Genomic DNA, 12,605 nt, shown 5'->3' with positions numbered 1-12,605 from the left:
CTCAGACTCCCGCGAACGGTGCGATCGTGATGCCGGCGTCCTGCAGCATCCGCTTGGTCTCGGCGGCCATGGCCACCGAGCCGGGGCTGTCGCCGTGCACGCAGATCGACTGCGCGCTGACGGGCACGTCGGTGCCGTCGATCGCGCGGATCACTCCTTCGCCGGCGAGGCGCACCATGCGCTCGGCGACCGCGACGGGGTCGTGCAGCACCGAGCCCGCCTCGGTTCGTGAGACGAGCTGGCCGTCGGGCTGATACGCCCGATCGGCGAAGGCCTCGGCCGCGATCTGCAGGCCCGCACGCTCGGCGACGTCGAGCACGACGCCTCCGGCCAGACCCAGCAGCACGAGGTTCGGGTCGATCGCGCGGATCGCCGCCACCACGTCCTTCGACTGCCGCTCGTCGCGGGCGATCGTGTTGTAGAGCGCTCCGTGCGGCTTGACGTAGGCGACCGTGCCACCGACGGCTGCGGCAAGACCGATCAGGGCACCGAGCTGGTACTCGACGTGCGCCTGCAGGGTGGCCGAGTCGATCTCGACCTTCGTGCGGCCGAAGTTCTCGTAGTCGCGGTAGCCGGGGTGCGCGCCGATCACGACGCCTCCGGCCACGGCGCTCTCGAGAGTCGATCGGATGCCCTCGGGGCTGCCCGCGTGGAACCCGCACGCCACGTTCGCGCTCGTCACGAGGCGCAGCATGCTCTCGTCGTCGCTGACCACCCGGTCGGGGACGTTCTCGCCGAGGTCGGAGTTCAGGTCGATCGATGTCATGGGGTCACGCTCCGATTCCGAGGAAGGCGAAGATGGGGCCGACCGAGACGATGCCCATGTACCAGGTCAGCAGCGTCACGAGCGTGCCGGCGATGAGCAGCCACAGCGGGTACTTCTTCGAGCCGAGCAGGTCACGGCGGAACCAGCCGATGTACATGAACACCGTGAGGCCGATGGGGAGGATGAGCCCGTTGAAGCCGCCGACGAAGACGAGGATCGCGGCCGGCGCGGTGCCGATCGAGAGGTAGACGATCAGCGACACGACGATGAAGGCGACGGTGGCCAGCTGCAGCGGCCATCCGCCCCGGAGCTTCTTCGTGAAGGTCGAGAGGAAGGTCGCTGACGTGTATGCCGCGCCGATCACCGAGCTGATCGCGGCGGCCCAGAAGATCGCGCCGAAGATGCGGAGTCCCGCGTCGCCGAGCACGGCGCCGAAGGCCTGTCCCGCGGGGTTCGCGGCCTGGCTCGACAGGTCGAGCGAGACGCCCGAGGCGACCACGCCGAGGACCGCGAGGAACAGCACGTAGCGCATGACGCCGGTGACGAGGATGCCGTTCGCCGCGGCGCGCATGACAGGACCCGCCTGCTCGGGACCGGTGTGACCCGAGTCGAGGTAGCGGTGGGCACCCGAGTAGGTGATGTATCCGCCGACCGTTCCGCCGACGATCGTGGTGATCGTGGCGAAGTTGAGCTCGTCCGGCGCGAACGTCTGGCGCAGCGCCTCGCCGATGGGCGGTTGGGCGATCACCGCGACGATCACGGTCATCACGATCATGCCGATGCCGAGCACGACGAGCACGATGTCCATCACCGGACCGGCCTTCTTGATGAGGAAGATGATGATCGCGAGGGCGGCGGTCAGCGCTCCGCCGAGCTTGGGATCGATGCCGAGCAGCGCGTTCATGCCCAGGCCGCCACCCGCGATGTTGCCGATGTTGAACGCGAGGCCGCCGATGACGACGAGCACGGCGATCACGTGCCCGGAGAACGGGATTGCCCTGTTGGCGAGTTCCCCGGCGCGCATGCCGGAGGAGGTGATCATGCGCCACACGTTCAGCTGCACGGCGATGTCGACGAGGATCGAGACGAGGATCGCGAACGCGAAGGCCGCCCCCATCGTCGCGGTGAAGGTGGCCGTCTGGGTGATGAACCCGGGACCGATGGCGCTGGTGGCCATCAGGAAGATGGCGCCGATCACGGCGCTGCGGCCGGCGCGTCTCTTGGCGGCGGAGAGCCGGACTTCGTCTTCGGCGGACAGCGGGGCTGCGGTGTTCTCTGACATTGCGGGGGGGATTCCCATCGTCGTTGGTGGGTGTCGAGTGACACCCAGTGTAGAACGGATCGAGCAATATTGTTCAACAACTTTGTTTCCGCTGTGCTACGGCCGAGTTGCATTCGTGTGATGGCGGAGATGCTTCCTCGAACGATCCGCTCAGGCCGCCGCCTACGATGAAGGCATGAACCAGCAGGGCATGCTCGCCGATGCGCTCCGACAGCAGATCATCGACGGCGCGTTCGCACCCGGTTCCCGACTGTCGGAATCGGCCATCGCGGAGCACTTCGGCGTGGCACGCAACACGCTGCGCGAGGCGTTCCGCGCCCTCTCCGAGCAGGGTCTGCTCGAGCACGTGCCGCACCGGGGCGTCTCCGTCGCCTCGCCGTCGATCGCCGACGTGATCGACATCTATCGCGCACGTCGCATCATCGAGTGCACCGCGCTCCTGCACTCCGAGCCGGAGCATCCGGCGGTCCAGCAGATGCAGGAGGCCGTGCTCGCCGCCGAGGCCGCGGCGCACGACGCACTCCTCGACGACGCCGAGACGTGGCGCGCGGTGGGCAGCGCCAACATGGCGTTCCATGTCGCCCTGGTGTCGCTCGCGGACAGCCCCCGTCTGGCCCGCACCTACCGTGACCTCGCGGCAGAGCTGAGACTCGCGTTCCTGAAGATCGACGATCCTCGCTCGCTGCACGAGCCGTTCGTGCGCAAGAACCGCGCGGTGCTCGACACCTTCCTCGCCCGCGGTGCGGCGGCCGGTGCGGCCGAGCTCGAGCGCTACCTCGTGCAGTCCGAGCGCGTGGTGCTCGGGGCCTTCGCCCGGATGCAGCTGGGCTGACGCCGTCCGCGATGGAGGGTCGGCCGCAGCTCGGTCACTCCTCGTCCCGCAGAGCCCCCGCCGCCCTGGTCCTCGCGTCCGGATCCCGGGGCGCGAGTTGCAGCGGAAGCGGCGCCTCGGGCTCGGGCAGGCCGTAGAGACGCCGCACCCAGCGTCGGGCGTCTTCGAGCGGGTAGGTGTCGCCGTAGACGGCGTACTTCATGAAGACGCCCTCGAGGGTGGTGCGCAGCATGATCTCCTCGAGCGGAGGATCGGCGGCACCCCTCTCGCGGAAGATCTCGCGGACGGCGTTCTCCGATGCGATCGCCTGCTCCGCGAACCGGGTCTCGGCCTCGGCGAACATGCGGTGGGTGCTGGGCTGCTGCTGCATCGCGAACACCGCTCGCTGCACCGGGAGGGCGAAACCGGTGGCGGCGAGAGCACCGTCGATGATCCCGGCGAGCCGGACGTCGGCGGGCCCCTCGACCTGCGGGATCGCGAAGAGCGCCTCGTACCAGCGGTCGATCACGGCGGCCACGAGCTGGTCCTTGCCGCCGAAGTGGTAGCTCACGAGTCCCTGCGCGACCCCGGCGCGGCGGGTGATCTCGGCGATGCTCGCGCCGGAGACGCCTCGTTCGGCGAACAGGATGATGGCCGATTCGAGAATGGCTTCGCGGGCGCGCTCCCGCGCGGCCCGGTTGTGTTCGTCTGAACGTGCCATCGGTCCCGCTCCCCAGCATCGGACGACTTCGGATTTCCCCCCGGAGGCTATATATTAGCGACTGAATAGCTGTTCAAGCTATGAGCGGCCCCAGGCCCCACCCTCAGGAGTGTGATGAGCCCGACATCATGGTTCACGCGTCCCCAGAGGCTCGCGCCATCCGAGCGGTTCTCCACCACCGACACCGAGGCGAACGAGATCGCGCTGGGCCTGCTGCAGATCAGCTCCCTCCCGTCCGGGCCCTGGAACGACCCGACGGCCCCCTCTCTGGGACCTGACGACAGAGCGCTCGTCGCCGAGACGTGGGGCATCCGCTCCCGTGACGACTGGCTCGGCATGATCGACCATCTCAGCACCGTGAGACGTCGACGTCAGGCCTGGATGCTCCGTCTGGCTGTCCGCAACGACCTGGACACCGCCCTCGGGCGTGTGCCGACCACGCGGGAGTGGCTCGCGGGGATCGTCGCCGAAGGCGGAGACGCGCGCGACGCGTTACCGTTCGTGGCCGGCATCGAGCGCATCGAGCGCGAGGTGCGCAGACGAGTCGGAAAAGATGTCGTGACGCCCGATGTGTATGTGCGCACACTCGACGCGTATGCGCTCGGTCAGGCCGTGGCGATGACGACGTGGGGTGTCGCGCTCGGATACGCCGACGTCGCAGAGGCCCGCCGCATCATCCACCGGATCAACGTCGACACCCGCCCGTCGTTCGTGTCATGGGTCGATTTCGGCCTGAGCTACATCGCCGGACGGGTCATGCACTGGAGCGACGGGAACCTCGACGCGGAGTCGTTCGAGAAGTACGGCGAGGTGTGGACGGATTTCGCGACGGCAGTGATGCCCAAGCGCAACGGCCCGTGGGCGACGCTGTCGTGGCCCGCGACGATCGATCAGCGGTCACGGGACCGGATCGGCTGATCGCCCGAAGACCCACGGATGCGGACCGACCTGGAGGGGCGTATGGTCCGCATCCGTGTTCTTCGGTCGCACCCGTTCGATCCCGGCCCGCGCGAGGTCACGACGAGGCGCGCACCACCAGTTCCGTCGGCAGGATCGTCGTGTGCGCCGGGTCGCGTCCGGCCAGGCGCGAGAGCAGCACTCCGGCCATCGCCTCGCCCTGCGCGTACATGGGCTGCCGCATGGTGGTCAGCGGCGGGTCAGTGCTCAGCGCGACCGACGAGTCGTCGAACCCGACGAGCGCCACGTCTTCGGGAACACGGATGCCGGCCGAGCGCAGCGCCGTGAGCGCGCCACGGGCCATGAGGTCGCTGGCGACGAAGATCGCATCCGGACGCCCCGCCGCGAGGATGCGGCGCGCGGCATCCGCTCCGCTGGCTTCGCTGTAGTCACCGGCCTCCTCGGCGAACGGCGAGAGCCCTGCATCGGCCAGTGCCCCGCGGAAGCCCTGCACACGGTCGACGGAGGAGACCATCGTGATGGGCCCCGAGATCGTGGCGATCCGCGTGCGACCGGTCTCGATCAGGTGCTGGGTGGCGGTGCGGGCGCCGGCGACGTTGTCGACGTCGACCACGTAGTCGCCCTCGCGGATGCGCACCGGCCTGCCGCCCCAGACCACGGGCACGGCATCGGCGACCCGGTCGATGAACGCGTCGCTCGTGTGGTGCGAGACGATGAGCGCGCCGTCCACACCGCCGTTGCGCACGAAGCTCGTCATCTTGTCGCCGGGGTCGTCGCTCGCGATCAGCAGGTTGAGCAGGTAGTCAGAGCCGCGGAGCGCCCCCGTGATGCCCGCGACGATCGCCGCGAAGAAGGGATCTCCGAAGAACCGCGTGGTGTCCTCGGGGACGATCAGGGCGATCGCGTGGGTCTGTCGGGACGCGAGTGAGCGAGCCGCGCGGTTGGGCACGTAGCTGAGCTCCTCGATGGCCCGCTTCACCGACTCGAGGGCTTCAGGACTCACCGCCGTCGACCCGTTGACGACGCGTGACACCGTCGACCGTGAGACTCCGGCGGCCGATGCCACCTCTTCGATGGTCGCTCGTGACGACACGACTCTCCCTCCGTCCGGCGGCGAGGCCGGATGCTCCCTGGTGACGCCGCCCGGCGTCAGAGAGCGCGAGCGGCGATGATGCGAGCGTACTCCCGACCGGAGTCCTTCAGACTCCGCTCCTGGGTGTCGTAGTCGACGCGCACGATGCCGAACCGCTTGTCGTAGCCCCAGGCCCACTCGAAGTTGTCGAACATCGACCAGTAGAAGTAGCCGCGCACGTCGACGCCGGCATCCGCCGCATCGAGCACGGCGGCCAGGTGCAGGCGCAGGAACTCGGTGCGGTCGTCGTCGTGCACGCGGGTCTCACCGTCTTCGACGACCGCGACGTCGTCATAGGCGGCACCGTTCTCGGTCATGTACAGCACGGTTCCGGCGGGCTCGGCGTACTCGGTCCACACGCGCTGCAGCAGACGGGTGAGCCCCTCGGGCTGCACCTCCCAGTTCTGCGCCGTGCGCGGGAGTCCGCGTTCGACGGGGTGGATGCCCTCGCTCGACGGATACGGGCTTCGACCGACCCGGTCGGTCGCGGGGCCGCCGCTGAGCGGGGTCCGCTCAGGGGTGGGAGCCGTGCCCGAGACGAAGTCGCCGTGGTAGTAGTTGACGCCCTGCGTGTCGATGCGCTGAGAGATGACGTCGAGGTCGCCGTCGTGCACGGCATCCGTGAAGCGGGCGACGGCATCGGCATCCACCGACCGGATGTCCCGGATGATGTCGTCCGGGTACACGCCCCGGTAGATCGGGTCGAGGAACCAGCGGTTGAACTGGCCGTCGACGCGACGCGCGGCGTCGATGTCTGCGGGGTTGGTCGGATCGGCGGGGTCTGCGACCGTGTGGTTCAGCGTGATGCCGAGATTCAGGCTCGCATCCCGGCCACGCAGCTCGCGGACCGTCTCGCCGTGGGCGAGCAGCAGGTGGTGCGCCGAGAGCAGACCCTCCGCGACGCTCGTGTGACCCGGAGCGTGCTCGCCGCCGGTATAAGAGAGGAACGACGAGCACCACGGCTCGTTCAGGGTCGTCCACACGTTCACCCGATCGCCCAGGGCGTCGTGCATCGTGCCGGCGTACTCGAGGAAGCGTCCGACGGTGTCACGGTTGGTCCACCCGCCGGTCTCCTGCAGCGCCTGCGGCATGTCCCAGTGATAGAGCGTCAGCCAGGGCAGGATGTCGTTCGCGAGCAGCTCGTCGACCAGGCGCTCGTAGAAGTCGACGCCCTTCGCGTTGACCGCGCCGCCGTCGGGCCGGACGCGCGACCACGAGGTCGAGAAGCGGTAGGTCTGCAGCCCGAGCTCCTTCATGAGAGCGACGTCCTGCGGATAGCGGTGGTAGTGGTCGCACGCCACATCGCCGTTGTCGCCGCCGATCACGGCGCCGGGCTCCCTGCTGAAGGCATCCCAGATCGACGCGGTGCGCCCGTCTTCGAAAGCCGCCCCTTCGATCTGGTACGCCGCTGTCGCGGCGCCGAACAGGAAGTTCTCGGGAAAGGCACGGGTCATAGGGGTCATCCTTTCACCGCGCCCGCCATGATGCCACTGACCAGCTGCCGGCCCGCCACGACGAACAGGACGAGCAGCGGAAGGGTCGCGAGCACCGCACCGGCGAGCACGATGGAGTAGTCGATGTAATAGCCGGACTGCAGCTGGCTGAGGGCCGTCTGCAGTGTCGGGTTCTGCGGGGAGAGCACGATCAGCGGCCAGAGGTAGTCGGTCCACGCAGTCATGAAGGTGAAGAGGCCGAGGATCGCCATGGCAGGGCGAGCGGCCGGGATGCCGACGGTGAGGAACGTGCGGAACTGGTTCGCGCCGTCCATCCGCGCCGCCTCGATCAGCTCGTCCGGGATCACGTCGACCAGGTACTGCCGCATGAAGAAGACGCCGAAGGCGGTGACCAGTGTCGGCACGATGACCGCGCCGATCGATCCGGTCCAGCCGAGCTCCCGCATCAGCATGAACAGCGGGATGATGCCGAGCTGCGTCGGGATCGCCATGGTCGCGATCACGAAGATCATCAGTCCGTCGCGGCCCGTGAAGCGCAGCTTGGCGAAGGCATAGCCGGCCAGCGTCGAGAACGTGACGACCGAGACCGTGATGATCGCCGAGATGAGGAACGAGTTGCCCAGAGCGAGCCAGAACGGGATCGCGTCGAACACCTTGGCGGCGTTGGTGAAGAAGTTGCCGCCGGGGATCAGCGGCAGGGTTTCGCCACGCGTGGCGTTCGTGCCGCTCGCCACGACGACCGACCACCACAGCGGGTAGACGCTGCCGATGATGAACGCGGCGAGCAGGCCGTAGGTGAGGAAGCCGGGGCGGCTGCCGATCCCGGCGTTGCCGCCCAGGGCGCCTCGACGGCGGCGGATCTTCTCGGGGACGCTCAGCGCCTGGGTGGCGGTCATCGCGCATTCTCCTCGGTCGTGGTGGCGATCGTCGTGCCGGCGGCGGCCGTCTCGGCTGCGGCGGCAGCGGCGGTGCGGGCTCGTCGGCGCGCGGCGCGGCTCTTCGGAGCATCCCCGGTCGAGATGCGTCGGGAGATCAGGAAGTTGATGACGCCGATGCCGACGATGAGCAGGAACAGCAGGATGGCGACGGCGGATGCTTCGCCGAGGTCCCGGCGGAAGAAGGCGAGCTCCCACAGGAACAGCACGGTCGTCTGGAACTGCCGGTCGCTGCCGCCGATGCCGCCCGCCGTCGAGACGTCGAACAGCCGGGGCTCGGCGAAGATCTGCAGACCACCGATCGTCGCCGTGATGATCACGAAGATCAGCGTGGGGCGGATCGTGGGGATCGTGATCGAGAAGAACCGGCGGGCAGCGCCGGCTCCGTCGAGGGCTGCCGACTCGTAGAGATCGCGCGGCACCGCCTGCATGGCGGCGAGGAGGATGAGGGCGTTGTAGCCGGTCCAGCGGAAGTTCACCATCACGGCGATCGCGAGGTGCGACAGCGCCGTGTTGTGCTTCCACTCCTGGTCGGCGATGCCGATCAGATTGAGCAGGTTGTTGGCGAGGCCGTCGGCCTCGTTGAAGATGCTCGAGAAGATGATGGCGACGGCGACGGGGGTCACGACGAACGGGATGAGAACGCTCATGCGCCAGAACGTCGGGGCACGCAGGCCGCGGTCGAGGAGGTAGGCGATCACCAGGGCGACCGCGAGCTGCGGGATCGCCGACAGCAGGAAGATGCTCAGGGTGTTGAAGATCGAGTTCCAGAACATCGGGTCGCCGAGGATCTCGACGAAGTTCCCGGCGCCGATGAACTCGCCCTGCCCCTTGAGCAGGTCCCACTCGTGCACGGCCACCCACACCGTGTAGAGCAGCGGGAAGAGTCCGACCAGCCCGAAGAGCAGGAAGAACGGCGAGATGTAGAAGTACGGGGAGGCGTTCTGGTCGAACCGCGAGATGCGGTGCCGCCAGGGACGCCGAGCCGCGGCATCCGTCTTCGGGCTCTTCGCGTCGTTCGACGACGCGGATGCCGTCTCCGAGCGCTCATGCGTGAGGGTCATGACTCTTCCTTGGTCCTGTTCCGGGCTTCCGTGGTGCTCCGGTCGCAGTCCGTGTCGCCCCGGTGAAGGCGGCGCGGCACGAACTGCGACCGGAACGGATGCGGTGGCTGGGTCAGTCGACCAGCTCGTTCAGGAGCTCGACCGCGGCATCCCAGGCGCCCTGGGTGTCGGTCTCGCCACGGTCGAGGCCGCTGAGGGCCGGACCGAAGACGTTCTCCTGAATCACCGAGTCATCGGCGCCCTTGAACTGGGCGACGACGCCCTTGGCGCGCTCGGCGAGGATGGCACCGGTGGGTGCGTCGTTGAAGAACGCGTTCGGAGTCGCCTCGGACGAGAGGGTCTCCTGCGCCTTGATCGTCGACGGGAAGTTGCCCGCGGCGGCGGACTGCTTGACCTGCTGCTCGGGCTGCGTCAGCCAGTCGGCGAGGTCGGCCGCGGCCTCCTTGTGCTGCGAGCTCTCGGGGATCGACAGGAATGCGCCGCCCCAGTTGGCTGCGCCGCCGGGGAAGACGTCGGCGAAGTCCCAGCCGGTGGAGGCGTCGCCGCCGCCGGCCTCGACCTGGCCCTGCACGACGCCGAGCATCCAGCCCGGGCAGACGAACGTGGCGAAGGTGCCGTCGACGAACGACTTGCCGCCGTTCCAGTCCCACGCGGTCTGCGCAGCGGACTGACCGCCTTCGGTCGCGGCTCCGAGCAGCTCGAAGCGCTCCTTCAGCTCGGCGTTGTCCTCGACGTTCAGCTCGCCGTCAGAGGTGTAGTACCCCTCGTCGAGCTGGTTGACCATGGCGTTCCAGACGAAACCGGAGTGGTCGTACCAGGCCTTGCCGGTCTTGGCCGTGTACTCGGCGCCGACCGCGAAGTAGTTCTCCCAGTCGCCGTTCAGCAGCTCGGCGACGGACTCGCGGTCGCTGGGCAGGCCGGCTGCCTCGAAGGCGGCGCCGTTGTAGCAGATGCCGCTCGGGCCGATGTCGGTGCCGTAGCCGATCACGCGGCCCTCGGCGTCGGTCGCCTGTCCGTACTTCCAGTCGACCCAGTCGGACTTGCGGTCTTCGATGCCGTAGTCGCGCAGGTCGACGAAGGTGTCGGAGACGTCCATGATCGCGCCGAGCCACCCCTCCTCGATCGCGACGACGTCGCTGAGACCCGAGCCGGCTGCGATCTTCGTGAACGCGTCGGTGCGGGCGTTGCCGCCGGTGTCGATGTTGGTCGCCTCGATCGTGACGTTCGGGTTCGCCTTCTCGTACTCGTCGTAGAGGTCGTCGTATCCGAAGGTGCCGAAGGTGGTGACGGTCAGTGTGACCTTCTCGTCACCGGAAGCGCTGTCGCCGGCATCGGCGGAGGCGCAGCCGGCGAGGGCCAGGGCGGAGACGGATGCGACGGCTGCTGTCGTCAGGATCCGCTTGCGGGCACGTGTGTTCACAGTTCACTCCTTTGTGGTGGGTCGTGCAGTGGTGGTGCGGGTGGTGCTCGGGGTCGTGCGTGGGCTTTCCGTGATGGCTTCCCGTGAGGATTCCTGTGGGAGCGCTCCCATGCACTGTCCAGTGACTCTATGGGAGCGCTCCCATGGTGTCAAGCCCGAGCCTTTCGCGTAGCCTTGACCGGTGCCCGACACCGATCTCTCCCCCGCCCTCGTCCGCGCCGAATCCCTGATCCGCAGCATCCCCGACTATCCCGAGGCGGGGATCATCTTCCGCGACATCACCCCGCTGCTCGCCGACGCCGAGGCCCTGCAGGCGACCACCGACGCGATCATCGCGCCGTTCGCCGGACAGTTCGACGTCGTGGCGGGCATCGAGGCACGCGGCTTCATCCTCGCCGGAGCGGCCGCGATCGCCGCAGGCGTCGGCCTCATCCCGATCCGCAAGGCCGGCAAGCTGCCCCGCCCCGCGGCATCCGTCGACTACGCCCTCGAATACGGCACCGCGACGATCGAGATGCACGACGATCTGCCCGTCGGGTCCCGCGTGCTGCTCATCGACGACGTGCTCGCCACCGGGGGCACGCTCGCCGCCGGACGCGAACTGGTCGAGCGCCTGGGCAGCCACGTCGTCGGCATCTCCGTGCTGTTCGAGATCGACGGTCTCGGCGGCCGCGAGGCGATCGGCGACCTGCACACCGTCTTCCACGCCTGAGCCCCGTCACCCGGGAATCGGGCGAGTCCCGAGCCGGTAGACTGGACAAGCCCGTCCGCCCGCGACTTCCGGAGCCGTTCATGCCCACCATCGTCGTCGACGTCATGCCCAAGCCCGAACTGCTCGACCCGCAGGGGAAGGCCGTGTCCGGCGCATTCTCCCGTCTGGGCGTCGAGGGCTTCTCCGATGTCCGCATCGGCAAGCGCTTCGAGCTCACCGTCGAAGGCGAGGTCACCGACGAGATCCTCGCCGAGGCCCGCCGCATCGCCGATGAGGTGCTCTCCAACTCCGTGATCGAGGACGTCGTCGGCATCGAGGTCGCCGAGTGACCACGCGCATCGGCGTCATCACCTTCCCGGGCTCGCTCGACGACCGCGACGCCCAGCGCGCCGTGCGCATCGCCGGCGCCGAGCCGGTGGCCCTCTGGCACGGTTCGCACGACCTCGAGGGCGTCGACGCCCTCGTGCTGCCCGGCGGCTTCAGCTACGGCGACTACCTGCGCGCCGGTGCGATCGCCGCGCTCTCGCCGATCATGGCGGAGGTCAAGGACGCCGCGGCCAAGGGCATGCCGATCCTCGGCATCTGCAACGGCTTCCAGATGCTGGTCGAGGCGCACCTGCTGCCCGGCGGCCTGATCCGCAACGATCACCAGCACTTCGTGCGGCGCGATCAGAAGCTGATCGTCGAGAACTCCGACACCGCGTGGACCAACCGCTTCCGCACGGGCCAGGAGATCACGATCCCGCTGAAGAACGCCGACGGCGGGTACATCGCCGACGAGGAGACGCTCGACCGTCTCGAGGGCGAGAACCTCGTGGCATTCCGCTATGCGGGCGTGAACCCGAACGGCTCCCTGCGCGACATCGCCGGACTCACCAACGAGGCGGGCAACGTCGTGGGGCTCATGCCGCACCCCGAGCACGCGACCGAGGCCGGCTTCGGCCCCGACACCTCGGCCGCCATGCGCTCGGGCATCGATGGAGTCGACTTCTTCACCAGCGCGATCGCCGCCGTCGCCCGCGTCGCCGCGTAAGCGGTAGGCGCGCGCAGCCGGGGCCAGTTCCGCATCCGAACCCGCAGCCGGGGCCAGTTCCGCACCCGCTCGCACAGCCGGGGCCAGTTCTGCACCCGCGCGCACAGCCGGGGCCAGTTCTGCACCCGAATCGCCGGTTTCGCATGCGTTATTGGCCCCGCATCAGCGGAGGATGCGCTTTTGGCCCCGCACCGGCGCGATGACGCCGGCCCCAGCACCGAGGGGGGCGGTTCCGATCCCGCTCGCGCAGCCGGGGCCAGTTCCGATCCCGCTCGCGCAGCCGGGGCCAGTTCCGCACCGCGCCCGCAGCCGGGGCCAGTTCCGCACCGCGCCCGCAGCCGGGGCCAGTTCCGCACC

The 12,605-nt window shown here is 68.8% G+C and carries 13 protein-coding genes; 5 read left to right on the top strand and 8 right to left on the bottom strand.

Going from position 1 to position 12,605, the window contains the following annotated elements; genetic code table 11:
- Position 1: 1 nt before the first annotated feature.
- Both BMW26_RS02020 and BMW26_RS02015 read right to left on the bottom strand, forming a co-directional pair.
- The gene (locus BMW26_RS02020; protein WP_053098596.1) at positions 2-766 is read right to left on the bottom strand and encodes a LamB/YcsF family protein; all 765 of its coding nucleotides are present in this window, start codon (positions 764-766) and stop codon (positions 2-4) included.
- 4 nt (positions 767-770) lie between these two features.
- On the bottom strand, positions 771-2,048 hold the full coding sequence (locus tag BMW26_RS02015) for an NRAMP family divalent metal transporter (RefSeq protein WP_072590625.1): 1,278 nt from the start codon (positions 2,046-2,048) through the stop codon (positions 771-773).
- Positions 2,049-2,223: 175 nt separating this feature from the next.
- Between BMW26_RS02015 and BMW26_RS02010 the strand changes: the two genes are divergently transcribed.
- Positions 2,224-2,880: a GntR family transcriptional regulator gene (locus BMW26_RS02010; protein WP_053098594.1), complete on the top strand. Its 657-nt coding sequence runs from the start codon at positions 2,224-2,226 to the stop codon at positions 2,878-2,880.
- A gap of 34 nt (positions 2,881-2,914) precedes the next feature.
- Here the strand turns inward: BMW26_RS02010 and BMW26_RS02005 are convergent, their stop codons facing one another.
- On the bottom strand, positions 2,915-3,580 hold the full coding sequence (locus BMW26_RS02005; protein ID WP_082297963.1) for a TetR/AcrR family transcriptional regulator: 666 nt from the start codon (positions 3,578-3,580) through the stop codon (positions 2,915-2,917).
- Between the two features lie 114 nt (positions 3,581-3,694).
- Here BMW26_RS02005 and BMW26_RS02000 point away from each other — a divergent pair, with 114 nt between their 5' ends.
- Positions 3,695-4,498, top strand: a complete 804-nt coding sequence (locus BMW26_RS02000) for a DUF1266 domain-containing protein (protein ID WP_072590624.1) — start codon at positions 3,695-3,697, stop codon at positions 4,496-4,498.
- A gap of 97 nt (positions 4,499-4,595) precedes the next feature.
- On the opposite strand, the gene BMW26_RS01995 is transcribed toward BMW26_RS02000, so the two are convergent.
- From BMW26_RS01995 to BMW26_RS01975, 5 genes are all read right to left on the bottom strand, one after another.
- Positions 4,596-5,591: a LacI family DNA-binding transcriptional regulator gene (locus BMW26_RS01995; RefSeq protein WP_056276469.1), complete on the bottom strand. Its 996-nt coding sequence runs from the start codon at positions 5,589-5,591 to the stop codon at positions 4,596-4,598.
- Positions 5,592-5,647: 56 nt separating this feature from the next.
- A complete protein-coding gene (locus BMW26_RS01990; RefSeq protein WP_198032367.1) occupies positions 5,648-7,084 on the bottom strand; it encodes a GH1 family beta-glucosidase in 1,437 nt (478 codons plus the stop codon).
- A 5-nt stretch (positions 7,085-7,089) separates the two neighbouring features.
- Positions 7,090-7,980 (bottom strand): carbohydrate ABC transporter permease, encoded by an 891-nt coding sequence (locus tag BMW26_RS01985; protein WP_072590622.1) that lies wholly within the window; start codon positions 7,978-7,980, stop codon positions 7,090-7,092.
- Entirely contained in the window at positions 7,977-9,083 is a 1,107-nt protein-coding gene (locus BMW26_RS01980) for a carbohydrate ABC transporter permease (protein ID WP_072590621.1), read from the bottom strand. The genes BMW26_RS01985 and BMW26_RS01980 overlap by 4 nt, the downstream gene beginning before the upstream one ends.
- A gap of 112 nt (positions 9,084-9,195) precedes the next feature.
- Positions 9,196-10,503, bottom strand: coding sequence for an ABC transporter substrate-binding protein (locus tag BMW26_RS01975; protein ID WP_072590620.1), 1,308 nt, complete (start codon positions 10,501-10,503; stop codon positions 9,196-9,198).
- 181 nt (positions 10,504-10,684) lie between these two features.
- On the opposite strand from BMW26_RS01975, the gene BMW26_RS01970 reads away from it, so the two are divergent.
- The 3 genes from BMW26_RS01970 (at position 10,685) to purQ (ending at position 12,248) form a co-directional block, all read left to right on the top strand.
- The gene (locus tag BMW26_RS01970; RefSeq protein WP_056276456.1) at positions 10,685-11,215 is read left to right on the top strand and encodes an adenine phosphoribosyltransferase; all 531 of its coding nucleotides are present in this window, start codon (positions 10,685-10,687) and stop codon (positions 11,213-11,215) included.
- A gap of 80 nt (positions 11,216-11,295) precedes the next feature.
- Positions 11,296-11,544, top strand: a complete 249-nt coding sequence (gene purS, locus BMW26_RS01965) for a phosphoribosylformylglycinamidine synthase subunit PurS (RefSeq protein ID WP_053098586.1) — start codon at positions 11,296-11,298, stop codon at positions 11,542-11,544.
- On the top strand, positions 11,541-12,248 hold the full coding sequence (gene purQ, locus BMW26_RS01960) for a phosphoribosylformylglycinamidine synthase subunit PurQ (RefSeq protein WP_053098585.1): 708 nt from the start codon (positions 11,541-11,543) through the stop codon (positions 12,246-12,248). Before purS ends, purQ begins: the two co-directional genes overlap by 4 nt.
- Positions 12,249-12,605: the final 357 nt, after the last annotated feature.

The organism is Microbacterium sp. 1.5R, from assembly GCF_001889265.1.
Lineage (GTDB): Bacteria > Actinomycetota > Actinomycetes > Actinomycetales > Microbacteriaceae > Microbacterium.
This window is presented reverse-complemented; position numbering and strand designations above follow the sequence as displayed.

What these genes read in the sequence shown, in the direction of transcription:
- BMW26_RS02005 (WP_082297963.1), bottom strand. Translation starts at nt 3,580, where the DNA reads ATGGCACGTTCAGACGAACACAACCGGGCCGCGCGGGAGCGCGCCCGC.
- BMW26_RS02010 (WP_053098594.1), top strand. Translation starts at nt 2,224, where the DNA reads ATGAACCAGCAGGGCATGCTCGCCGATGCGCTCCGACAGCAGATCATC.
- BMW26_RS01985 (WP_072590622.1), bottom strand. Translation starts at nt 7,980, where the DNA reads ATGACCGCCACCCAGGCGCTGAGCGTCCCCGAGAAGATCCGCCGCCGT.
- BMW26_RS01990 (WP_198032367.1), bottom strand. Translation starts at nt 7,084, where the DNA reads ATGACCCGTGCCTTTCCCGAGAACTTCCTGTTCGGCGCCGCGACAGCG.
- BMW26_RS02000 (WP_072590624.1), top strand. Translation starts at nt 3,695, where the DNA reads ATGAGCCCGACATCATGGTTCACGCGTCCCCAGAGGCTCGCGCCATCC.
- purS (WP_053098586.1), top strand. Translation starts at nt 11,296, where the DNA reads ATGCCCACCATCGTCGTCGACGTCATGCCCAAGCCCGAACTGCTCGAC.
- BMW26_RS02020 (WP_053098596.1), bottom strand. Translation starts at nt 766, where the DNA reads ATGACATCGATCGACCTGAACTCCGACCTCGGCGAGAACGTCCCCGAC.
- BMW26_RS01980 (WP_072590621.1), bottom strand. Translation starts at nt 9,083, where the DNA reads ATGACCCTCACGCATGAGCGCTCGGAGACGGCATCCGCGTCGTCGAAC.
- BMW26_RS02015 (WP_072590625.1), bottom strand. Translation starts at nt 2,048, where the DNA reads ATGTCAGAGAACACCGCAGCCCCGCTGTCCGCCGAAGACGAAGTCCGG.